We start from the raw sequence: 23,954 nt of genomic DNA on the forward strand, positions 1-23,954 counted from the left end.
AATTGAAATCGAGAGGGCGAAAAACATGAAAACTGAATTACTATTAAGAATTCATGAAAAACCTATTCAATTATTAAATCGTACTCAACTAAAAAATCTCAAAGAGTCAATAATGAATAAGATGAATGACGCAGAAATAAATACAGTCTTTGTATTGGACATGTCTTATATTGGGGATACGAATGGATCTGGTATCGACGAAGTAATCGCTAAACCATTAAAGTGGCTTATTAGTGAATTTATAGATAAAAAAGTTGAGAAATATATTTATCTAGTAAATTTAAGTCCAGAAGAAGTACATGATCATGCCTATAACATTGATAGTACGTTAAACATCGAACAGTTATGTATTATGGCGAAAGAGGAGGATTCCTTCTCCATACTAGGCTATCTCGGTGGATCTAAGGGATCATTAAAGCAAATTCTAGAATTTGTGTATACGAGAAAAGAAGTTACTGCCAGAGATGTTGTGGATGCATTTGACAAACAGATTAATACCGCAAGCACTCAACTTTCAAAATTATATGAAAAACGTTTGATTGCACGGGAAGAGATACAGATGCCTGAAGGCGGAAGACAATTTGTTTACAAAAGCTTGTTTTAAATAGCAGGCTTTTTTAAAAAGAGGACTTCAATTTTGAAATTGAAAACGGGTCATAGAAGAAGGTGAGAAACATGGAAACGAAGGAAAAACAGGAAATGGTCGTATTGGCGTAGTAATGGAAATTGGATAAAATAAAAGCCTTTACCAGTCGATTTATGGATCAAAAAACAAGCAGTATTTTACAATTTAAAGGGGTGATTTGGTAAATGACTGTTTTGTATGAGAATGTAGTAAAGAAACTAACCGGTTTTGTTCTATGTTTACTATTTCTTCACGAAGCTTTAAAAACTATTGGAATCGATATTACACCAACATTCAAGATCATCAACGGATCTTTTATTGACTAAACACGAACAATTAATGAAAAAAAAGTAAAATTGTTAGTATTTTTGAATAAAAATTCATATAATGAAAAAAGTGGAAAGAAGCTAAAAATAGCTTTTCCACCTTAGAAAGATATGAAATAAAAACTTTAGTCGGTTAAATTATATCGTAAATTTTGATGTAAATCAAATTCATATCTTCTAAAAAGTGGAGCTTCTTTCTTCTAATAAATTGAGAAGGAGCAAGCAAAATGAAAAAAAATTTTACTGTCATTATTAACGGTGAACCAAAGGAAGTTGAGAAAAGAGATTATTCCTTTCAAGAGATAGTTACTCTTGCATATGGAAGCTACGATGATTCACAAAAATCATACACTATGGTGTCTACGCTAAAAAACGATAAAGGTGAAAAACACAGCCGGGATTATTCCTTCGGAGATTCAATAAAGATGAAGGAAGGAATGAGGATAAATGTCGACTCAACTAATAGATCATAATCAAGATTTGAAAAGGTTGGTTGATGAAGGATATAACGTATCATTCGTAAAAGATAATCTTGTCGTAAAAGGAATTCCTTATGTTAACAAGGATAAAAAAGTCCTGTTTGGGACAATTTTTTGTCCTTTGACGCTATCTGGATTAAATACAGTAGCTCCCCAAGATCACACAGTTCGATTCGCAGGGGAGCATCCTTGCGATCAATTTGGAAACGAAGACAAATCATACGTAAATTCACAGTCGCATTATCCTTTAAATCAAGATATTGTGGGAAATTACTATTTCTCGGCAAAACCACCAAGCGGTCAATATCCGGATTTCTATACAAAAATTCTAAAGTACGCAAACCTGTTATCTGCCCCAGCAAAGTCCATCGATTCAAGCGTAACAGCACAGAACTTTGATTTTGAGGACTATAACAACGAAAGTGTATTTCTGTATCCTGATACCAATACAGCCAGAGCAGGTTTATCTCATATTGCCAATAAATTTAAGGAACAGAAAATTGCGATTGTAGGATTAGGAGGCACAGGATCATTTATTTTGGATTTTGTTAGCAAAACACCGGTAAAACAGATTTCTCTCTTTGACGGTGATACTTTATTCAATCATAATGTCTTTAGAATGCCGGGTGCAGTAGCTATAGATGAGCTTCAGCAAAAACCAAGTAAAGTTGCATTTCTTAAGAGTAAGTATGATCAACTAAGAAATGGCATCATTGCACATGAGGAGTATCTTGATGAGTCAAATGTGCATATGTTAGGTGAACATGATTTTGTTTTTCTTGCTCTGGACCTAGCAGAACCTAAAAGGATTATTACTGAATATCTTACCAAGACTAATATTCCGTTTGTTGACTTGGGCATAGGGCTAACAGTTGTAGGAGATTCCATTAGGGGAACCGTTAGAAAAACACTGATTACCCCTGACAATAGCTCATCATTGAATAAAATTGCAATGGGACAAGCAGCAGATGATGATGTGTATGCTCAAAACATTCAAATTTCGGAGTTGAATGCTCTAAATGCTGTAATGGGTATAGTTACATGGAAGAAGATGTTTGGTTTTTATCTTAGCGATGAAACAATTTATCATTCAACATTCATTCTTGATGAAGAAGCTGTAAGTCATGCAACATAAATTTGTTGAGTTTATCCCATCAGAAATTGAACAAAATGTATTATATATTTCGATTGAGTATGATATCGCGAAACATAAATGTGCGTGTGGATGCGGAGCTAACATTGTCACTTCGCTTTCACCATCGAGATGGAAATTAACATATGACGGCGAAACGGTATCACTTTCCCCATCTATAGGAAATTGGAGTCACCCTTGTCAATCACATTACTTTATTACAAATGATAAGATAGTTTGGGCAGGATCAATATCAAAAACTGCCATTCAAGAAGTTATAAATAATGATCAAGAGTCTGTAAAAAAGCATGTTCAAAAGAGTAATCGTCTAATTGATAAGATTAAAAGACTTTTTAAGCTTTAATTCTTCATGTTATTTTAATAAGAACAATTTAAAGACTTGGTTATGTTACCAGGTCTTTTTAAATTGAAGAAAGTTAAAAATGAAATATACCTATCTTTGTTACAGCTAAGGGTAAAGACAAGATGTGTTCACAGTGAACTCTTCGCTAAATAGTACTATAGAATTATGCACTACCATGAAATTAACTTCTGCAATTCTCAAAAAAAGGCAATACTGAAGAAGACGCAGCTCATTTGTTTTTTTTAAGGGGAGAGCGCCACATTAGGATCTATGGTAATTAGTTTGACTGGAATTAGGATGCTTTAGGCTCTTCCAACGTTTCTGTGTATCCTAAGCTTTCGAGTCGTCTAATTGTTGTCTCTGTTTATCAAAGTGGTCTTCGCCCAAGTCTACATACAATTCTTTACGAGTTAGAAGATAATAAGAGATACGTAATATGGCGTGAGCGACGACAATACCAGCGCGTTTCTTGCCTTTTCCTGAGGCTGTACGCCTATACAGTGCTCCGAGATAGTTTTTGGATCCCCTTACCGAATGAGCTGCCTCAGTCAAAGCGGACTTTAAATACTTGTTTCCTTTTTTAGTTTTAGCCGATTTCCTTTTTCCTGCACTTTCATTCTGTCCTGGAACCAAGCCTGCCCAGGAACACATATGGGCTGCAGTGGGATACTGCTTTTTTACATCAGTTCCGATTTCAGAAAGGATTTGTTCAGCCATTCTTGTCGCAATGCCAGGAATTGAATCAAGTATTTCCACATCCTCTTGATGAGAGCTTACTCTTTTCGCAACTTCTTGATCGAGCATCTCGATCTGTTCAGTCAGAAAATCAATGTGGCCCAAAATGGTTTTCAACATTAACCGTTGATGTGAGTTAATATAGCCTTTTAAAGCTAGTTTCAATTCTTCCTTCTTCTTTTTCATGGTGCGTCGTACGAAGTTTGCTAGTTTCTCAGGATCCTCTTCGCCATCTGCGATTGCGTCAAGGATGTCTCGCCGAAACACCTAGTACACCCGAAACACTGATCCCAGCTTAATGTTTGCGTCTTCTAACACCTTTTGAATCCGGTTATGTTGTCTTGCACGCTCCTCAATGATGCTTCGGCGATAACGAACGAGCTCGCGAAGTTCACGTTGATTCCGGTCGGGAATATAACTGGCTTTAAGCTGCCCGTGGCGAAGCAGTTTGGCAATCCATTCTGCATCTTTTACATCTGTCTTACGTCCTGGAACAGCCTTCATGTGTTGGGCATTCACCACTAAAAACTCGATATCCTCAGCTTCCAGTAATTTTACGATTTCCAATAAACGCTCGTGCTTTCCATGCTACATGTGTACAGTTATATTGCTTAACCCAGTCAATCAACTTCAATAGAAATACAGTCTTAGTAGAAAAAGTTTTAACCTCCTTTCCTTCAGGCGTGATAATACAGGCAGTAATGTTGTCCTTATGGACATCCATACCACAAGCTCTTTCATTGACTACATCCATTGAAAACATCCTTTCTACGGCAATCATTAAAGTAGAGGCTGGTGCATCAACCAGAAATAGGATTAATCTACCATGTGTGCTTCCCGTAAGGGAGCTACAGTCAGTGGTGCACCGTGGTCGGTGGAGTTAGACTAACGGATGGGCTCTAACGCACTATAGTTCAGCGACCTTCCTCTCCAGCCGTAGAATAAGTATTGACGGTTCAAAACCATTTTCATTCTCTGTGGTGAAGCACTGATTTTTGTGCTTCATGGATGGCTAACGGGGCAGGTTTGTTGAATAAGATAAATTAATCTGTTATGGCGTATTAGACCTATACTGTGCAAAAAAATTATTTCTGGAAGGAATGTACTTAGCTTTATTATAAAATTGCTAATGTGGCTATTCCACAATATGGTATAATTATAGAATGAAACTAACATGCTTGCTATATTGATAGTATTATATTAAGGTGGAATTTTAACATGGCGATAGGGAATATAAAAAAGGGAAAACTCTTATATCATTTGACTCGATTGTCGAATTTAGACTCCATATTGGAGCATGGTTTAATATCAAGGAAATTAGTTAAGGATAATGATGTTCGTTTCTTTGATATTGCAGATTCAAAGATTATTTCTAAACGTACAGAACTTGGACTGGATGTATATACTCCATTTCACTTTCATCCCTATTCTTCATTTGATGTTGCTGTAAAAAGCACATATGAAGATGAAGACTTTATGTATATTTGTATTACAAGAGAATTAGCTAAACATAATAAGTTTAAAATATTACCAAGACATCCACTTAATATTGAAGAAAATTATCAATTATATGACTATGAAGAAGGTTTTGAAGCAATCGATTGGGATACGATGCACAAACTAGGTACGGAAGATCGATATACTAAGAATGTAAAAATGGCTGAATGTTTGACGCCTTTAACTGTTCCTGCTAAGCTCTTTCATTGCATTTATGTGAAAAATGAAGGAACAAGGTCGGTTGTTATGAATAAATTGCATTCTAAAGGTATTAACAAAACGCCACCGTTTGTGGATGTTGGACGGTGGTTATAGAAAAATCTGCTAAAAGAAAGTGAGGTGAAAACGTGATTATTTATACAACAGGTGACTTACTAAAATCGTCAGCTGAGGCTCTGGTTAATACTGTAAACTGTGAAGGGTATATGGGAAAAGGTATTGCATATCAATTTAAGTTGAAATTTCCGGAGAACAATAAGGATTATGTCAAAGCTTGTAAGACAGGTGAGCTACAGATTGGAAAGCTTCACTATTTTATAGAAGACGGTAAAATTATAGTGAATTTCCCAACTAAAAATAAATGGAGAGCAAAATCCAAAATAGAATATGTAGAAAAAGGACTGGATGAACTCATACCATTAATTGATAATTTAGGTATTCAATCCATAGCTATTCCGCCTTTAGGAGCTGGTAATGGAGGACTAGTTTGGAGCGAAGTGAAAACGATAATCGAGAAAAAATTGGCAGTAGTAGATGAAAAGGTTCAAATTTACATTTTTGAACCATCTCAAAATTACGTATCACAACCAAAAGCAGAACCTAATCTAAGTTTATCAGCGCTTATATTAATGAGTATTAAACATCACCTTAATAAATTTGATACGTTAAGACTTCAAAAAACAGCTTTCTATATGGATGTGTTTTCTAGGGAAAGTTACTTCAATTTCACTAGACATAAATACGGTCCATACGATAACTCTATTGCCATCATTAGCAGGAATATCAAAGAATTTCAGAAATATCATGGTGTGATGAATACTGAAGAAGCATATGGGATTCTCTACAATAAAATTGTGAGCGGTCAGGTAGAATTTAAATTGGGAACTTTAGTGCCATTTATCAAAATAGCAGCAGAGTACGTTAACAATTTAAGTTCTAACCATGAACTGGAATGCTTATCGACAATTACTTATTTATTAAAGGAGAAAGGAGAACTATCTCAGGAAGAAATTGTCGATGAGTTTAAGTGCTGGTCAGAAGATAAGGCAAATAGGTTTTCTAAAGAGGAAATCATCAATGGAATTGAAAAGTTATTCGAAACGGATATTATTGAAAAAACGTTAATGGGGTTCACGCTTAGCCAAAGGCGTACTTCCCATCATAGTTAAATAGCAAAACTTTTTAGCATCTCACATGAGGTGCTATTTTATGACTTAGTAAGATGTGAAGCTAAAGTTTGATTTATAAAAATGTTTGAATGGGAAAACTCTAAGAGCAGTCAGAAGACAGCTTTTTTGACAATAAGATCAGCATTCCTGTAATTATTGAAAATGAGTTTAAAGATTGTGAAGAGTTGTATTTAAATAAAAATGGTAAGAACTAAATATATCTTGATAGAAAAGGGAATGTCTTCAGAATTGAGACATTCCTTTGGTTATTCTAGAGTGCAACTTACTATCATTATGACAATATGCCAGGACTGTGTGCCTTATATAGTTAGTTGACATGAAAAAAGAGGATATTAATTGACCGGAACGTATGATAACAATACCAAAAGGGAAACGTAAAAAAGAGCGAATTGTTTATATTTCGCCCTACCTTTTCTGCATTTAGCACGGAATAGAATGCCGTTAGCCTGTATACAGGTTCTTTTAGGGCATAATGGCCCACAACAAACGCAGCTGTATGCTCGTTTAAATCATGAGGCAAGAAAAGAACTGTATGATTATGGGTGTAAAATAATGGAACTAATGTTCGTATAATACAATTATTACGAATAGTAGTTTACATAATTATATTATTTAAAACTATATCAGTGCATTAAAATGGTTTTTGTATATTCAAAGAAATCCACTAAATGATTATCAAGTATCTTTTGAAGGATCACTAAATTAATCTCTTGGTAATCATGAACTGCAATATTACGAAATCCAACCATAGCTTTCATCTTATCTGAAAGAGAGGAGGGAATAATACCCTCAGCTTCCAATAAGGTAAATGCATCCCGGCTTTGTTGTGGGAGTCCCAGTTTTTTTACGGCTACTATGTGCATGGCCAAGTCAATACTTGCCTCACAAGCCCGCTGCAGATTTAAAATAATTGAATCTTGCTTTGTATAATTCTCTAGATTTTTAGGATTCTGGTCGTATTCCTCGTGAATTCGTTTAATACAGCGTTCAATTATATTTATTTTATTTAAAATTACATCACTTTTCATATATTGTCCCGCTTTCGTCAATTTTTTTTAATATCTCTGATCGCTCCTCATTTAGCTTCGTATACATTTTTAATACTTTAACTTCAAATTCAGCTTTTTTTCGCTCATTGGTACAATAAATAGTTGTTCCGGATTGAACTATTTGGGCTTGAAATACTGTACTGGCCTGATTTAAATCAATGAGGTCCACATCTTTGTTGAGTTTTGCTGCTAATTCCTGAGCAATCATAAATATTTGATATTTATCTGCTTTAATTGTGTCACTCAAATATGCAATATCAATGTCACTTTCTTTATGGGTATTTCCACTAACGGTTGAACCAAACATAACTATCCAATCGGGGGATAATTTTTCACGAAGTACATCTATAATGGTTTCTTCAAGGTGTGGATTCAATTTTAAACCGCTCCTTTACTAAAAATCCTAGGTTTGATCTTTAACTTTAAAGGTGGAAAATGTACTCGGACTGGTATAACTCCAATTATGTATAATCTTATCGTAGTAATACTAATGAATTTATTTCTTATTCAAAAATATAATGAATACTATGTATGTTAATTATAGCAAGCCACTGTTTACATGTCGATTATAACTATTCGTAAAATTAGTATTATACGAATAGTTATAGTTTAAGGCTGAGATTTGAATTTATACGCTCCCCTTCTGTTAACAAAGAATCCTCATTAACGTGAGCACCAGCAATTTTGCATTTATCCAGGGGGTTACTAAAAATCTCTCTTTTCCCTTATAAACAACTAAACAATTAATCGGTTACTAGTTTTGAAGAAACAAAATACCGCCATAGATTTTACTTAAGTGTAATTGTCACTGAAAGTAGAAAAGCGTCCTGTTTTACAGCAACGCTTTTTCGATGAATTAGTATAATGTTATATTTCACTTTCATCCTTCTTAAATGTTTTTCCATCATGGTAGTAAAGTTTAGAACTTAAATTACCAGTTCTCTCTTCTTTTAATTGACGAATAAGTTCTTCACTTTTAATTTTATTCATTTCTTTGTACCAGGCTCCATCTGGATATAGAACAACGATAGGACCATGTTTGCATTGGCCGTTACATAATGTTTTTGTTGTATGAATCTCCTTTTGCAGCGCTAAGTTTTTCAATTCTCCCCTAACGGTCTCTGTTACTTCTTCAGCTCCATTTTTCATGCATGTTTTCCCGTTGCAAATTAATAGATGTTTGCTAACTCCATCTAAGTTCATAAGAATTCCCCCTTGTTCTCCCTTTTTATTTAACCTCTATAACAATGGAAAGCGTTCAATCACCTTCTAGATTTTTTCCTAAAACATAAGTCTTTATTACATGCTCTATAGAAAATCACAAGCGTCACTATTTAAAGCTGATTGAGTCTTAGTCAGTGCAACTTCTTAGCATTTCTCGATTTAAATAAATTCTTCAAGACTTTTTGAATTTATCAACATTCCCTTTAATCACATAATACTATACCCCTCTATAGTATGTGAAGGATTTTTTTATTAAGATTAAAAATAGGTGTTTGGCATATAGGTTCATTAAATTAAAAATTATGCTGGTTTACTTAATAATACTTGGGTGGTGTAATCGAGGTTTTACTATTCGGAATATATTTTTACAAAACCCTCAAAAAGGCCTTACTTGATAATTAAAAAGAGGACTTTCATAAAAAAGAAAGTCCATTAATTGTATTTTTTTGGAATTAACTTTTGAGTCTGGTTTCTCAAATTCACTATTTCATCACTTTACAAGTATGCCCAAAATCTTGGATTAGTCTCAGCTGCATGTTGTCAGCAGAACTCCTTCCACACTCTTATCTGTTTTAAAATTTATCTTTGCACTTTAAGTAACTGAATAATTTTGTCCTTATTCACTTCAAAACCAATAAAAATTTTAGGACGTTTCATAATACTTAGGAGTCTTGTATCTCTTATAACAAAAGCAGGCACAATGCGAGAGCCCGTTCTTTTTTTCATTTCTTCCTCTTTATCAGGGTTCCGGGTTAAATCATATTCAATGTATTTAATACCGTTCTGCGAAAGAAACTCCTTCGCTTCTTTACAATCCAGTCAAGTTGGTCTTGAATATAATTCTATTTGAACTCTTTGCATGTTTACCTACTCCTTTAAATAATCTATTTTTCATTAGATATTTTACCCCTTCAAGATTCATTTTAAATAAACCAGATGATACACCGCTTCACCCATTAAAATGTAGAAAAAACTTAAAATATCCACACATAAAAAACCTTTCTTGTTCTCTTTCCTTAATTCATGCTATAGCAAACATCTTATTCTTTTAGTGAGTTCATTTTAACCATGATTATACCTTTATGTTATAAACAACAAAAAAATAATCCCCTTGACTTTGTCATGAGAGGATTTAATATACTAATTTACTCAGTATTGTAGTAAAACCTAATTTAGTATTTTGTAGAATAAGCTAAAACATTAAAATTGTTTTGGTATACTCAAAAAAATCAGCTAAATGATCATCAAGTATTTTTTTTAATATCTCTAAATTAATTTCTTGGTAGTCATGAACTGCAATATTTCGGAAACCAACCATCGCTTTCATTTTTTGAGATAGATTTGCTTGTAGAATCCCTTCTTTCTCTAATATTGAAAATGCATCCCGGCTATTTTGCGGAAGCCCTAGCTTCTTATTAGCAATTATATGCATGGCTAGATCAATCTCGCTTCACAAGCCCGCTGAAGATTTAATATTATTGAATCTTGTTTAGTGTAATTCTCTAGGTTTTTCGAGTTATTATCGTATTCCTCATGTATTCTTTTAATACAACGTTCGATAATACTTACTTTGTTTAGAATCACATCACTTTTCATATATGGTCCCGCTTTCATCTATCTTTTTTATTATCTCAGAACGTTCTTCATTTAGCTTTACGTACATCTTTAATGCTTTTAACTCAAATTCCTCCTTTTTTCGTTCATCCGTACAATAGATGGTTTTACCTGTCTGGACAATTTGAGCTTGAAAAACCGTACTGGCTTTATTTAAATCAATCAAATCTATTTCTCGGTTTAGTTTTGCGGCCAGTTCTTGAGCGATCATAAACAATTCATATTTATCTAAGTTTTTTTCATCGCTTAAAAAAGCAATATCAATATCGCTCTCTCTATGGATGTTTCCATTGACGGTTGAACCAAATAAAACAATTAAAAAAGGTGAAACTTTTTTAATTAAAAGATCAGTTATTATTTGTTCCGCATTAGTATTCAACGTCTAAAAACCTCCATGCTTTTTTTTAATTATATAACAAATATCTAGGATAAAAACAGTTTGTCTAAGGGTAATCACAATATTCAACAGGAATTTGTCAATTAAACATCAAAACCATTCTTCAGTTTAGGTTATTCTTTTTTAAAAATATGTTGGCTGCTGCACCGAATGCTATAGAGGAGGCTTCTGCTTCTACAAATGGTTATATTGCTTCTGTTGCTTTTTCCAACCATATGGGGTAATACCCCGCGGCTTGTACACCGACAATGTCACGATAAGCAGCAACAATAGCAAGCCGCCAGCGGGATGAAATATTTCATTCGGTAGCCTGCTCAGACCTGTAGGATCCGCTTCTTCTGCCAATCGTGCCAAGGAGCTCACTAACGGCATATGAAGGAGCAAGACGAACGTAGAAAATACCGTTAGTAAAAGTTTGAATATAACCCAATAATGACGGAAAAGGCCCCATGGGGTGCCGAGTGACATGATAATTCCAGTGAGTAGCGAGATGAGCGCCAACGGGACGATGACGTACCATCCGATCAATTCCATCGCGATCCAAACGGCACGTACCGTTTGGATATCCGGGCTGATTTGACCAGCGATGGCTAAAGCTATGTACGCAATAACAGTTCCAATCCAGCCAACGGAGCAAGTGACATGCGCGGTGAGGGCGAACTTACGGAGTCCAGGCTTCATTGTCATGGTTGTTGTGCCTCCATTTGTTCTGTGGGCAGTGTCTGGCCAAAATGCCGCATAGGTCCGTGCTTGCCTCCTATGCCTGTGATGTTTATGATGACAAAAAGCAGGAACAGAGCTATAAGAATGATTAATGATACCTTTACCCAGCGTGGCATAACTGGCTGCCGCTCCTTAGCTTGCTTCCCGCCATTGTCGTGATTGGAGTTTGATAATTTACTCATTGGGGTTTCCTCCTATTTAGTTAATTGGTCAAATACTTATTGTAAAATCCTTTAAAGCTCTATAGGATCCTGGCAGTCTTATTGTAAAAAAGAAAACTAAAACTCCTATAAAAAGAAAATAAAAAAGTTATGAAAAAATATAAAGAATTATGAAGTGGCATTTAAACAAAAAAACCTTCAGTTTTTCAACTGAAAGTCTTTCAGAACACATTCCTATACTGATAGTGGGAGTGAAAAACGGATTCCCAATCCCCCATGATTTGAATGAAACGCATGAATCTGACCGCCATGATGTTCAATTATTAATTTACAGCTTGCTAGACCTAGTCCAGAACCGCCATTACTCATTTGTCTAGATTTATCCACCGTGTAAAATTTACGAAACAGTAAAGACAGGTCCTGATTAGGCACTCCAACGCCATTATCCTCTATTAGAAAGTATGCATAACCTTCCTGTACATAACCGGTCAAATAGACATGAAGTTCATTACTATTGCTGTATCTTACAGCATTACTGAAAAGATTTCCAAATACACGCCGTATCATGTGTTCATTGATACTAATGAGCTGGTTCGGGTTAAAAGTATGTTTCCATGTAAGCCTGAACTCGAAGCTAGATAACTCGGTCTCATATTCAGATGATATAGTGTCAAACAACTTATGAGCTGCTATCGGTATCATAGCTATGGTTTCAAACATTGCCTCATTCTTAGTATACATTGAGAAAGAATCAATCAGCTCCACCATGTGTTTTGTTTTTTTCATAATAAGCTCATAATAATCCTGTGTCTCCATTCTGGTCAGATCTTTCTGTATAGAGAGAAGCTCAACAAAACCTGTTATTGTAGTTAATGGAGTCTTCAAATCATGAGCAATAGCTGCTATCATATCAACCTGTTCCCTATGGGCTTGATATAGTCTTTCTTCCATCTCATTAAAATGATTATACAGGTCTCCGATTTCATCCTTCCTTCTTGAATGCAAGGGGGTTCGGGAGTTTCCTATATTTACTTTTTTCAGTCTTAAATTGAGTGCTTGGATGGGTTTAGTAATATTGAAGTGAAAAAACACTGTTAAAACAACAAACAACAAGCCCATTAAAATACTTAGAAGTAAGAGCATTTGAAAATGAACCGGACTAAATATATTTTCTAGCCATACGTGTCCTTCATCTGCTGATAACGATTTTATATAAAAAACAAAAAAGGCAGCAATCAGCAGAAGCGTTAGAAGAAATATGAAGAGAAATAGTAATGGAAGCTTGGTTTTTAGCTTCATGTTGATGTATTCCCTTCAATATATTTGTAACCAACACCCCAGACGGTTTTGATGAAATCATGCTGTACGCCAATCTTTTTTCGGATATTTTTTATATGAACGGTGACGGTGTTTAAATCTCCGTATTCGTCTCCCCAGACGCTATCATAAATTTGTTCACGGGTGAGGACATTATTGGGATGATTCTTCAGAAAGGATAAAATTTGAAATTCCTTAGTCGATAACTCTAACTTTTGATGATTTAAAAAAGCTTCAAAAGTCTTGTCATTTAACACAAGAGGCGAGTTTGAATTTAGAAACTTCACTTCCTTCTCCTTTATAATGCCATTCCATTCCTGATGCAACCGGTCAACCTTTCTGAAATGAGCTTTTATCCGTGAGGTAAGCTCCTGAATGCTGAAAGGTTTCGTCATATAGTCGTCTGCTCCAATTTCCAGTCCGATAATCTTGTCCATATCCCTGCTGCGTGCACTTAGCAACAGAATGGGGATATTGTATTCACTTCTAATTTTCCGGCAAACTTCAAAACCGTCCATTTCCGGCATCATGATATCCAAAACAACAAAATCAATCTTGTTTTCTTTCAAATAGTAAAAAGCCTTTTTTCCAGAATAAGCTTGTATCGTATTAAACTGTTCAAATTTTAAGCTTTCTGTAATTAGCCGTACAATATCATGATCGTCATCGACAACTAAAATTGTTTTCCCCATTTTTCCACCAGCTTTTTTTATTTTTTCTCTCATGGTAACAAAAAAATTTCACTTATGTCGCTCTTTTATTAATAGTCATCACTGAAAAAATAAAAAAACCTAAGGGCTTTCTGTTATTGTTGGATGATTATATCTGTTACATTCTTTATTATTCTTGGGTATATTAATATGACAATTACTAGCTTGGAATTATAAAATTAATTTAGGTTAGTTAACTTCGTGTCGCTATCTAGAATTACTTTCCCTTTTCCAACTTTGATCAAGTTATGGCCCTTTATTTTTTTATCCTCAATCGGGTATTTACTTCCAATAATTGTAAAGTTTTGAATTCCTTTTCCATCTTCTCTCCCATAGATGTAAACATAGGGATAAACTGATTTTAAAGTGCTATTCATTGATTCAATCAGCAAATCTCCTTTCTGTTTGCCGATTGCGTTAATAATTAAAATACCATTATTATTTAACTTCTCACTTGTTAGCTCAAAGAACTCTTTTGAAATTAAATGAAAGGGAATTTGAGTTGTATTGTTATAAGCGTCCAAAAAGATGAGATCAAATCTTTTTTTCTGCTCTTTTAGAATTTTTCTCCCGTCACCTATCTCTACACTATTACCATTGTATTGAAAATATTGGCGGCTGACGTCTACTACCTCTTTGTCGATTTCCGCAACGAGAACATTTTTATTGGTATCTTCAAACTTCCGTGTTAATGTTCCAATACCGTGGCCAATCATGTAGACTTCTTTACTCTCTGGAGAAAATGTTTTAGAAATCTCCCACACGCTTTTTGAATAATCAAGGAGAAGTTTGTCAGGTTGATTCATATCCATCATTCCCTGAATAGTAGTTTTATTGCCAAAGGTGAGTGAACGGAATCTTCCTTCTCTCCCTTGATAGAAATCCTTTTCCAATACATAAATATCATGGTAAAGACTTGTCTTCTTCAAAAGAATATCTTGGGATTTCTCTCCAACTAAAAGAAAAGGAAGAGCAATAAACAGTGCAGGGATAATTAATAAAAATCCTTGCATCTTGGTTTTAGTATCACAATAAATAATGTTTGTTAAATATACCAGGCCAGCTAGAAGGCCAATAATGGAGTTGATATTAGTCCAGGGTATTAGCCAGAAAGTTGTCACAAGTGTTCCAAGAACGCTTCCGATAGCTGATGCTGAATGTAAGCTACCAATGACTTTTCCACTTGCCAATTCTCCTATACCATCCTTCATAAGTACAGTCCCAATTACACTTAGAAGAAAATTAGGAATTAAATAAAGCAAAAGCACACCGAGCGTAGTACCGGGGGTACTTGAAAGTGATTCAAGTAATGGAAAAAGCGTAGTTTTAATCAATGGAATAATGGCTATCGAAAGAATACCAAAAAGATATATAAACAACATGATTTCGCGAATGTTTGCTTTATCAGCTAGATATCCTCCTACTATGTATCCTACACTTGATCCAATCAGGAATATCGATATAATTATTCCCCATGTGTAAACTGTGTTACCAAATGAAGGTGCTATCAGTCTTGTAGCGGTCATTTCTAGTCCCATTATTACAAAGCTGACAACAAATAGCGTAAAGTAGATTTTTGACTTCATACACATCTCCGTTCTATCGTTATAATGTTCAAATAGTGTTATTTTCGTTTTACAAAACTAGATTAGAAGCATTAATGAATTTTATTTAAACATGTAAATCCTCCTTTTTATATTTCAGAAAAAAATATTATTGCACATTTGTTTTGAGAAAGTATGGAGATGAAGAAAATCCTTTTTACTATCTAGATAGTTCGATTACAATATAAGTAAAAGCATGAATTTATGACTGTTTCGTTGGGGTCCTATTCGATAAATTAACAAACGCTGGCTAGATTTTTTTTGCTTACAAAAAATCCTTTTGGGCCATTAAGGTCCAAAAGGATTAATTGAAATAAATGTAGTTAATTTTTTACTTATCGATGCACACCAAAATAGGTTAACTTTGCAGGACAGAGGATCATATTCATATCCCTGTAAAAGTCACCGTTCCTTTTCCTTGTGTCGGTATAAAAGAGGTTAACCTATGGAACTTGCTGAATTAAGACACAAAATTCTGATTGATAACGTCACTGGATTTTCCTTTATTCTTATCCACTATACTTGCACAAACAGCATCTCCGAGCACATTTACGGAGGTTAATGCCATATCAACCAATCTAAATAGACCTAAAATAATTGCAATTCCTACCCCATCAATCGGTAAGCCTACTGCGAGGAAAACCATTGATAGCGATACTATTCCGCCTCCTGGTATTGCAGGTGCACCTATTGAAGCCAATAAAGATATAAAAATAATTGTTAAATATTGAGCTAGACCTAAATCTATCCCATTAAGCTGTGCGACGAAAACGGCAGCTACTCCATGACTTAAAGAAGCACCATTCATATTTATAGTCATTCCAAGAGGGAGAACAAAAGAACTTACATCATGAGATATTTTGAGGTCATTTTCACAGCAGCTTTTTGTAACAGGGAGTGTGGCAGCACTGCTGCTTGTTGCAAAAGCAGTCCCAATGGCCGGTGTCATTTTATGAAAAAAATGAATTGGCTTAAACTTTGTAAAGAGAGATATCATGCAGCTATAAGTAACTAACACATGAACAATTAATCCCACAGCAATAACAATAAGATACTTTACCATTGATCCAACAAGCTCCAAGCCTGCAGTGCCCATTGATGTAGCAACAAGTGAGAAAGCCGCGAAAGGGATCACCTTCATAATAATTTGAACAAGCTTCATCATTAGCTCATTAAGCTGATGAATAAACTGATTTATAGTCTTTGCCTTATCGCCGAGAAGTACCAATCCAAATCCGAAAAATATAGAAAATGTTAGGACTTGCAACATATCTCCCGAAGCAAAAGCTTCAAAGGGATTACTTGGAATAATGTTTAAAATTGTGTCCTTCAATGTTGGTATTTCTAAAGTGTCAGTTGACGAAGCACCATGGTCATTATGGTCTTCATCTTGTAATATAGATGAAGTTTCAGGGATTACAATATTTTTACCGGGTCCAATTATGATTGCAGTTGTAATTCCGATGGTACAGGCTATCATGGTGGTCACTACAAATAAAGCAACTGTTTTCCCTCCCAATTGTCCTAATTTCTTTGGACTTCCAATTGAGGTAATACTTAAAACAACTGCAGAAAATACAAGCGGAATGACAATCATTTTTATTGCTTTAATGAATAATTCACCGATTGGACTAAAAATATAGGTGTTTAATATTCCGTATATATTTGGAGAAAAGATGCTTAAACATAATCCAGCCAGGACTCCTAACATAATAGCAATAAGCGTTTTGGTTGCTAATTTCACCCCTTGTTCCCCCTTTAGAATAAGCTTGCTAAAATAGTATTAATAACCTGATACAATTACACTCCTTTAAATCCATGTGATGTAATCATCAAAAGAACACGGTCATTTTCATCAATCTTGCCTGTTTTGACCAGTTTTGAGACAGCCGGCCATGTTATAGCTGCTGACCCTTCAGCAAAAATCCCTCTTTTAGCTAAATCCCATTGAGCCTTTTCAACTTCAGTATTGGTAACTACTATAGCGTCTCCTCTCGAAGATTTAATTGCATCTAAAGATTGGTACGTTACCGTTTCTCCTCCGATAGAAGGTAATAGTCTTGAATCGCCTCTAAATTCCCCTCTGTAATCGCGTCCTTGAAGAACATGAGCCAAGCGGGGAAAAGGTTCTACCGCATATAAACGGGGTATGGATTCAATCCATCCTAGCCGCAGCGATTCAACAAATCCTTCCCAAATTCCCCAAAGTAGATCCCCTCTTGCACAAGGTATAATAACAGCAGTAGGTTGGCATTCTCTCAATTGCTCAACGATTTCATATGCCACCGTTGTGTACCCTTGAACTCCAAACATATTGCTACCCACTGGGGGAATGTTGTAGTTCGTAGCTGGATAGTCACCTTCTTCTTCCACCAACTTCCGGACTGTCTCCCATCTTTCTAATGAATTCTGGACTTTAATAATTTCTGCTCCAGAAAGACGAATTGCTTTTTCCCACGGTCCATTAATTTTAGGGGTTGTCACGATTTTGCAACGTAATCCTGCAGCTGCTGCATAAGCTGCCAATGATGCACCAGCATTCCCACTAGAAGCAGCAATAACCGTCGAACGATTCAACGAGGCAGCTCTTGCAACGATAAGTGGACTCATCCTGTCCTTATGGGATCCAGTAGGATTTTGCCCCTCATTTTTTAACCAAATTTCGGGTATGCCAAGTTCCTTTTCAAGGCCGTTCATACTAATAATGGGAGTTTCTCCTTCACCAAGAGTAGGAAAAGTTTTGTAGGGTAACCGATCTGCGTACCGAAACATACCTTTAGCTGACTTGTCTATTTTCCATGGCATGTCTTGTTCATACAAAAACTTGAGACTTGAAGGTTGCTGTTTTTTCAAACACACAGGGCAGCCTGTAAAGTAATCATTGGGAGAAAATTGCTGATTACATTTGATGCATTCAAAGACTTTCACAGAATTATTCCAAGTCTGCACAATACCCATCCCTCCTATATTTTTAAAATATTTAGAATTATTTGAATATATGATAATCTTAATAGGTAGCTATTTATTTGTAAAACGAATATTTTTAATTACTGTAATTTGGTTTTTGAATTAATCTTAGGGGGAGTCTGATGGATATTGAACAGCTTAAAGCCTTTATATTTGTTGCCAATACTAAAAGCTTTACCCGTACAGCAGAGATACTAAATGTTGTACAGTCCACTGTTACATCTAGAATCCAAATGCTTGAAAAGCAATTAGGAAAAGACTTGTTTGAAAGGGATAAGAGAAACATAAAATTAACAGAATCCGGAAGTGTTTTTCTCCCTTATGCGGAGAGGATATTAGAATTAAACAATGAAGGACTAAAGGCTATCCAATTAGAAAATGGCTTTAGAGATCATTTAATAATAGGCACAACGCACGCATTATGGGATTACGTGCTATTTGAATCCATTGATAATTTTCAACAAACACACCCTGAAGTCTCATTAACCTTAGTAACGGAACATTCCGATATCCTAATTAGAAAAATGATTGATGGATTAATCGATGTCGCGATCGTTTTCTATCCAATTAATCATGCAAATATCATTATGGAGCTAATTATTGAGGATTCCTTTGTTCTGGTTGCCGACTCGAATTTTACTATTCCTGATCATTTCGTTTTAAGAAAGGACCTGAAGAATTACAATTATATACATCTGAATTGGGGTGGAACATTTACAGGATGGTTTAGAGAAGTTTCCTCTAATCAAGATTGCCATCTACAAGTTGACCATGTTTCACTCTTATTAAAGTTTTTGAAAACACGAAATGGACTTGGTTTTCTTCCCAATGCAGTTGCTAAACGTTTGATCCAGCAAGATGAAGTAGTTATTGTTCCCTTTCATACAGACATAGCTGTGCCGAAAAGATCAATATATCTACTGAAAAGAAAAATGACAAAATCAATGGAAAGCTCTGAATTACTTACAAACGTATTAAAGGAAGCTTTTTTGTGATTTCAATTTTATTTTGGAGCTCATTCCCGCATTAAATTGGATGAAGTCTCAATGGTTAAGTCCTTTATAATTTCGGAATAAAAAATCTTTGCTTAATATAGCAACCCCCTGTAAGATAAGCACTTCATTCTTACAGGGGGGATTTTATTATATTAATCTTATATATAGATGCTCTATTTTTAGATAACTGTTTTTCCTTTTAGCCAGTGAGATCTGATTCTGGCCTCACTTGAGGAATATACTTTAAGCTAGTTAAACTTTTGTTGGATGGGCAAAAGCTAACCCCTTTTTATTGATACAGCTTTCTCTACCTGCATAAGATATTTTGTTTGAAATCCGAAGCTATTAGCCTGGATGCCATATGCTCTATATCTTTTGAAAAGACTCGGTCTTTTTTAATCGATGGAACCATATTTCGGCCGAATTCATATAACTGGTAAGTAAACGGTGCCATTTTTGAAATACCTCTATATTCAACTGCCTGCATAGCGCAAATGTATTCAATTGATAGTACTTTTCTTGTATTATTAATAATTTTATATGCGTACCGGGAAGCTATTGTACCCATACTAACATGATCTTCTTGATTAGCAGATGAAGGGATAGAATCTACACTAGCCGGATGAGCTAATTTCTTATTTTCAGAAACTAAAGAAGCAGCACAATACTGCATGATCATTGCACCGGATTGCAGCCCGGGTTCAGGGCTAAGAAAAGGCGGTAAATCATTTAATTGAGGATTCACCAAACGTTCAATTCGTCTTTCTGAGATGTTTGCGAGTTCCGACATTCCGATTGCCAAAAAGTCCATTGCAAAGGCAATTGATTGCCCATGAAAGTTTCCACCGGACAAAATTTTTTTACCGTTATCGAAAATGAGCGGATTATCTGTCGCTGCATTCATTTCAATTTCTAATTTATCTTTAACATAGGACAATACTTGCCATGTTGCTCCATGGACCTGAGGGATACAACGCAATGAATAAGCATCTTGAACCCTCAGATCACCTTGCTTTGTTACAAGCTGGCTACCATGTAAAACCTGCCGGATTCTTGCGGCTACCTCTATTTGTTCTTTGTACCCTCTTGCTATTTGTATGTCCTCATCAAATGCATCTATAATACCTTGAAGTCCTTCTAAAGTAAGCGAGGCGATATAGTCTGCCTGCAATGCGAGATTTTCTGCTTCAATGTAAGAAACTGCTCCCATTGCAGTCATTGCTTGGGTACCATTAATAAGCGCTAACCCTTCCTTAGCTTTTAAAAAAATAGGCTGTAGCCCAGTTTTATTAAATACTTCTAGTGTTTCCATTCTTTTATCCTGATAAATTACTTCCCCTTCTCCCACTAAAACAAGTGCCATGTGGGAAAGAGGAGCAAGATCCCCACTCGCACCTAGTGATCCTTGTTGAGGTACAACAGGGTGAATTTGATAATTTAATAAGTTTATTAATAATTCAATCACCGCCCTTCGAATGCCCGAAAAACCTTTCAGCAGAGCGTTTATGCGGAATAATACCATAGCTCTTGTCACAGCTTCAGAAAAAGGCTCACCAACCCCACATGCATGGCTCCTAATTAAATTCAATTGTAGCTCTTCTACATTCTCTTGTTGTATATAAACATCGCTAAATTTACCGAACCCGGTTGTAATCCCGTATATTACCTGTTGGTTAGCTACAATATCATATACAGCTTTTCTACTTGCATTTACTTGACCCCAAATGTAATCAGGGACAAAAACGGGTTCATTTTCGAATATAATTTTAAATGCTTTTTCCATGGTTAATGAATTTCCTGTCAATTCGATCAAAACTATTCCACCCTTCTGGTAAATTAACTATCCGTGAGATAGTAGTAGATTTAAGAAATATTTAAAAACAAAAGGAGACCATACCACCAGATTCCTACTGTTGAAATCTGATGATATAGTCCCCTGATAACTTAATCACTATGGACTAATTTAAATATGATTGATACCCAAACCAATTGCTTCATGCTCAGAACCTTTTACTGGAGCACCAATTGTTCCGTAAAGGGCCACCGCTACCCATTCTCCTTCTTCCTCGGAACTATATGGCTTGCCTCTTATTACAGCGAAACTTAATCCTACGGTTCGTAAAACAGTTCCTAGTAGTACTTGCCCTCTTGTAACCCCATGAAGCGCCTCCATGATTGCATGATATAAAGCATGCGTTTCACGGTATAAGTCTTTTTCAATGACTTGATTTTGCCTGGCAGCTGTTTCTATTGCAGCAACCACCTTCTGAGTTTCCATCGAGCCGGTTTTACCCTGACAATATATATAACCTTGTAATCTTAAATCTTTAATAAATTCAGGTTCTAGCTTCTCATTACCTAAAAGAGCCAATAGCATTGCGTTTCTTCCAATTCTTGAATCAGGTCTTACGTCCATAGGGCAGACACTCACAATTCTGTTAGATTATATGACTAAAGGATTATATTAATCTTATTAACAGATTAATATTTTGTCAATATCGAATTTTCTAACAATTTTTCAAGCTAAATGGCAAGCTACGAAATGCTGTTTGTCTACTTGTTTTAGAATAGGTTTTTGCTGAAAGCACATCTCTGTTGCTAGAGAACACCTTGTTTGATAAACACAACCGCAGGGAGGATTGGTTGGACTCGGTAAGTCTCCTGAAACAGTTATCTTTTCTTTAGCTTCCTCTATAGCTGGGTCAGCGATCGGGATCGCTTTAAGAAGAGAAGTAGTATATGGATGAAGCGGGTTTTCATAGAGCCTTTTACTAGGTGCTAATTCCATCAAATTTCCTAAATACATTACACCGATTCGATCACTGATTAACTTTACCATGGATAAATCATGAGAAATAAATAAATAGGTCAGCTTTTTCTTTTGCTGAAGCTCCATCAAAAGATTTACAATTTGTGCCTGAACGGATACATCTAACGCTGATATGGGCTCATCCGCTATAATAAACAGTGGTTCAACAGCCAATGCCCGTGCTATGCCTATTCTTTGCCTCTGGCCACCGCTAAACTCATGTGCATAACGATTAGCATGCTTTCGCTTTAAGCCTACGGTTTCTAATAACTGATATACTGCCTTTTTTCTTTCTTCCCCTTTTTTTAAGCGATGGATATCTAGTCCTTCTGCAATGATATCTGCAACCGTCATCCTCGGATTTAATGAAGCGTATGGGTCCTGAAATATCATTTGTATATTTTTATGAAAATCTTTTTTATCGTTTTTAGATAACTTGTGCACATCTTTTCCTTTAAAAAATACCTTTCCTGATGTTGCTTGGTATAATCGAATAATAGTCCTTCCAATTGTTGATTTACCACAGCCGGACTCGCCTACTAATCCAAGTGTTTCTCCTTCATAAATATCAAACGAAATATCATCAACCGCTTTTAATTCGAATCCTTTTCCCACTTGAAAATGTTTTGTTAGTTTTTTTACTTCCAGGATTTTTTCCATCAAGATCTCCCTTCATTACTAATTCCTATTTAATAAAATCCCGGCATCGGCAGGGTTAGTTGGTTTTCACTTTTTTAAAAAATACAAGATATAATAATGGATGCATGGAAGGATTCTTATTCATTAGCCGCTTGGGATACTGTTTTGTTAGTTGCGACTTTCGGGGCTCTTGGGTCCATTAACCAGCAATTTAAATGATGAGTACGTGATAGCACCGTTTTTTCCGGAATATATTCATCGCAGACATCCATTGCAAAAGGACATCGCGGAGTAAAAGCGCAGCCTTTTGGAGGTTCTGCAAGGTCCGGCGGAGTTCCGTCAATGGCCGTTAACTTTTGGTCTCGGCTGTGATCAAGTTTGGGTATAGATTCTAATAATCCAAGAGTATAGGGGTGCTTAGGATTGTAAAAGATTTCACTTTTTGTACCACTTTCGACTATTTTTCCAGCATACATAATACTGACTCGATCCGAAAACCTTGCCACTACTCCTAAATCATGTGTAATAAGAATAATCGCCATGCCCATTTTTTGCTGGAGTTCTTTTAATAGATCTAGAATTTGAGATTGAATGGTGACATCTAAAGCTGTCGTGGGTTCATCCGCAATTAAAAGATCAGGTTCGCAGATCAGCGCCATAGCTATGACAATTCGCTGCCTCATTCCTCCGCTGAGCTGATGAGGATATTTGGTACAGCAATGTACAGGGTTGGGTATACCCACTTGCTTTATAATGTCAATTGTTTTTTCGCGTGCCAACTTTTTATTGTAGCCTTTATGAATAATGAGACCCTCTGCAATTTGGTCGCCAACCTTCATTGTCGGATTTAATGAGGTCATCGGATCTTGAAAAACCATTCCTATCTTTGCTCCTCGAATCTTCGATAACTGTTTTTTCTTCATTGTTGTGATTTCTTCACCGTTAAACAATATGGATCCCTTTGGAATGGTGCAAGATTTCTCAGGCAGCAATTTCATAATGCTTTTTGCAGTAACTGATTTCCCGCAACCCGATTCACCGACAATAGCAAGAACTTCCCCTTTATTGACATGAAAGGAAATCCCGCGGACAGCTTGGATATGCTGGTTTTTAGAATTAAAATTAACGTGAAGGTCTTTCACTTCAAGTAGTCTGTTCACATTTATCTCCTCCCCTAA

General features: G+C 35.7%; 24 protein-coding genes and 2 pseudogenes. 8 read left to right on the forward strand and 18 right to left on the reverse strand.

The features are described from left to right. Positions 1–25: 25 nt before the first annotated feature. The 5 genes from JI665_RS19900 to JI665_RS19920 all read left to right on the forward strand — a co-directional run bounded on the left by JI665_RS19900 (position 26) and on the right by JI665_RS19920 (position 2,926). Complete coding sequence (locus JI665_RS19900) at positions 26–604, forward strand: MarR family transcriptional regulator (protein WP_019380947.1); 579 nt, start codon at positions 26–28, stop codon at positions 602–604. Positions 605–810: 206 nt separating this feature from the next. After that, entirely contained in the window at positions 811–951 is a 141-nt protein-coding gene (locus JI665_RS19905) for a hypothetical protein (protein WP_019380946.1), read from the forward strand. Between the two features lie 227 nt (positions 952–1,178). Next, entirely contained in the window at positions 1,179–1,424 is a 246-nt protein-coding gene (locus JI665_RS19910; protein ID WP_019380945.1) for a multiubiquitin domain-containing protein, read from the forward strand. Beyond that, the gene (locus JI665_RS19915) at positions 1,399–2,565 is read left to right on the forward strand and encodes a ThiF family adenylyltransferase (RefSeq protein WP_019380944.1); all 1,167 of its coding nucleotides are present in this window, start codon (positions 1,399–1,401) and stop codon (positions 2,563–2,565) included. The genes JI665_RS19910 and JI665_RS19915 overlap by 26 nt, the downstream gene beginning before the upstream one ends. Further along, complete coding sequence (locus JI665_RS19920) at positions 2,555–2,926, forward strand: DUF6527 family protein (RefSeq protein WP_019380943.1); 372 nt, start codon at positions 2,555–2,557, stop codon at positions 2,924–2,926. Before JI665_RS19915 ends, JI665_RS19920 begins: the two co-directional genes overlap by 11 nt. A gap of 292 nt (positions 2,927–3,218) precedes the next feature. Here the strand turns inward: JI665_RS19920 and JI665_RS29315 are convergent. After that, positions 3,219–4,415 (reverse strand): annotated as a pseudogene (locus JI665_RS29315) (IS110 family transposase). 464 nt (positions 4,416–4,879) lie between these two features. Between JI665_RS29315 and JI665_RS19930 the strand changes: the two are divergent. Both JI665_RS19930 and darG read left to right on the forward strand, forming a co-directional pair. Then, positions 4,880–5,473 carry a DarT ssDNA thymidine ADP-ribosyltransferase family protein gene (locus JI665_RS19930; protein ID WP_019380942.1) on the forward strand — a complete coding sequence of 198 codons (594 nt, stop codon included), beginning with the start codon at positions 4,880–4,882 and terminating at the stop codon, positions 5,471–5,473. Positions 5,474–5,505: 32 nt separating this feature from the next. Beyond that, positions 5,506–6,546: a type II toxin-antitoxin system antitoxin DNA ADP-ribosyl glycohydrolase DarG gene (darG, locus tag JI665_RS19935; RefSeq protein WP_019380941.1), complete on the forward strand. Its 1,041-nt coding sequence runs from the start codon at positions 5,506–5,508 to the stop codon at positions 6,544–6,546. 644 nt (positions 6,547–7,190) lie between these two features. On the opposite strand, the gene hepT (JI665_RS19940) is transcribed toward darG, so the two are convergent. The 13 genes and pseudogenes from hepT (JI665_RS19940) to JI665_RS20000 all read right to left on the reverse strand — a co-directional run bounded on the left by hepT (JI665_RS19940) (position 7,191) and on the right by JI665_RS20000 (position 18,324). Next, positions 7,191–7,595, reverse strand: a complete 405-nt coding sequence (gene hepT, locus JI665_RS19940; protein ID WP_019380940.1) for a type VII toxin-antitoxin system HepT family RNase toxin — start codon at positions 7,593–7,595, stop codon at positions 7,191–7,193. Next, on the reverse strand, positions 7,585–7,992 hold the full coding sequence (mntA, locus tag JI665_RS19945; RefSeq protein WP_019380939.1) for a type VII toxin-antitoxin system MntA family adenylyltransferase antitoxin: 408 nt from the start codon (positions 7,990–7,992) through the stop codon (positions 7,585–7,587). The genes hepT (JI665_RS19940) and mntA (JI665_RS19945) overlap by 11 nt, the downstream gene beginning before the upstream one ends. 491 nt (positions 7,993–8,483) lie before the next feature. Continuing rightward, positions 8,484–8,819 (reverse strand): (2Fe-2S) ferredoxin domain-containing protein, encoded by a 336-nt coding sequence (locus JI665_RS19950; RefSeq protein ID WP_019380938.1) that lies wholly within the window; start codon positions 8,817–8,819, stop codon positions 8,484–8,486. Positions 8,820–9,419: 600 nt separating this feature from the next. Next, the gene (locus JI665_RS29010) at positions 9,420–9,659 is read right to left on the reverse strand and encodes a glutaredoxin family protein (protein ID WP_081757328.1); all 240 of its coding nucleotides are present in this window, start codon (positions 9,657–9,659) and stop codon (positions 9,420–9,422) included. Between the two features lie 373 nt (positions 9,660–10,032). Further along, positions 10,033–10,436 (reverse strand): annotated as a pseudogene (hepT, locus tag JI665_RS19960) (type VII toxin-antitoxin system HepT family RNase toxin). Then, positions 10,426–10,833 carry a type VII toxin-antitoxin system MntA family adenylyltransferase antitoxin gene (mntA, locus tag JI665_RS19965; protein ID WP_019380934.1) on the reverse strand — a complete coding sequence of 136 codons (408 nt, stop codon included), beginning with the start codon at positions 10,831–10,833 and terminating at the stop codon, positions 10,426–10,428. The pseudogene hepT (JI665_RS19960) and the gene mntA (JI665_RS19965) overlap by 11 nt, the downstream one beginning before the upstream one ends. Before the next feature lie 192 nt (positions 10,834–11,025). Continuing rightward, positions 11,026–11,538 (reverse strand): DUF2269 family protein, encoded by a 513-nt coding sequence (locus JI665_RS19970; RefSeq protein ID WP_019380933.1) that lies wholly within the window; start codon positions 11,536–11,538, stop codon positions 11,026–11,028. Further along, positions 11,535–11,756, reverse strand: coding sequence for a hypothetical protein (locus tag JI665_RS19975; protein WP_019380932.1), 222 nt, complete (start codon positions 11,754–11,756; stop codon positions 11,535–11,537). Before JI665_RS19975 ends, JI665_RS19970 begins: the two co-directional genes overlap by 4 nt. Before the next feature lie 213 nt (positions 11,757–11,969). Next, the gene (locus tag JI665_RS19980) at positions 11,970–13,034 is read right to left on the reverse strand and encodes a HAMP domain-containing sensor histidine kinase (protein WP_019380931.1); all 1,065 of its coding nucleotides are present in this window, start codon (positions 13,032–13,034) and stop codon (positions 11,970–11,972) included. Next, positions 13,031–13,744: a response regulator transcription factor gene (locus JI665_RS19985; RefSeq protein ID WP_026041641.1), complete on the reverse strand. Its 714-nt coding sequence runs from the start codon at positions 13,742–13,744 to the stop codon at positions 13,031–13,033. Before JI665_RS19985 ends, JI665_RS19980 begins: the two co-directional genes overlap by 4 nt. A 197-nt stretch (positions 13,745–13,941) precedes the next feature. Then, positions 13,942–15,348, reverse strand: a complete 1,407-nt coding sequence (locus JI665_RS19990) for a fused MFS/spermidine synthase (protein WP_019380929.1) — start codon at positions 15,346–15,348, stop codon at positions 13,942–13,944. 478 nt (positions 15,349–15,826) lie between these two features. Next, entirely contained in the window at positions 15,827–17,110 is a 1,284-nt protein-coding gene (locus JI665_RS19995; RefSeq protein ID WP_019380928.1) for a dicarboxylate/amino acid:cation symporter, read from the reverse strand. A gap of 56 nt (positions 17,111–17,166) precedes the next feature. After that, positions 17,167–18,324: a threonine synthase gene (locus tag JI665_RS20000; protein WP_033196524.1), complete on the reverse strand. Its 1,158-nt coding sequence runs from the start codon at positions 18,322–18,324 to the stop codon at positions 17,167–17,169. A gap of 131 nt (positions 18,325–18,455) precedes the next feature. Here JI665_RS20000 and JI665_RS20005 point away from each other — a divergent pair, with 131 nt between their 5' ends. Then, positions 18,456–19,328, forward strand: coding sequence for a LysR family transcriptional regulator (locus JI665_RS20005; protein ID WP_019380926.1), 873 nt, complete (start codon positions 18,456–18,458; stop codon positions 19,326–19,328). 307 nt (positions 19,329–19,635) lie between these two features. On the opposite strand, the gene hutH is transcribed toward JI665_RS20005, so the two are convergent. The 4 genes from hutH to JI665_RS20025 form a co-directional block, all read right to left on the reverse strand. After that, positions 19,636–21,141, reverse strand: a complete 1,506-nt coding sequence (gene hutH / locus JI665_RS20010) for a histidine ammonia-lyase (RefSeq protein WP_019380925.1) — start codon at positions 21,139–21,141, stop codon at positions 19,636–19,638. 150 nt (positions 21,142–21,291) lie between these two features. Then, positions 21,292–21,744 (reverse strand): hut operon transcriptional regulator HutP, encoded by a 453-nt coding sequence (gene hutP / locus JI665_RS20015; protein WP_026041640.1) that lies wholly within the window; start codon positions 21,742–21,744, stop codon positions 21,292–21,294. 102 nt (positions 21,745–21,846) lie between these two features. Continuing rightward, the gene (locus JI665_RS20020) at positions 21,847–22,797 is read right to left on the reverse strand and encodes an ABC transporter ATP-binding protein (protein WP_019380923.1); all 951 of its coding nucleotides are present in this window, start codon (positions 22,795–22,797) and stop codon (positions 21,847–21,849) included. Positions 22,798–22,913: 116 nt separating this feature from the next. Continuing rightward, positions 22,914–23,936 carry an ABC transporter ATP-binding protein gene (locus JI665_RS20025; RefSeq protein ID WP_206843035.1) on the reverse strand — a complete coding sequence of 341 codons (1,023 nt, stop codon included), beginning with the start codon at positions 23,934–23,936 and terminating at the stop codon, positions 22,914–22,916. Positions 23,937–23,954 lie beyond the last annotated feature (18 nt).

The sequence above is a fragment of the Bacillus sp. NTK034 genome, from assembly GCF_017303275.1.
In the GTDB taxonomy this organism is placed as follows: Bacteria; Bacillota; Bacilli; order Bacillales; family Cytobacillaceae; genus Cytobacillus.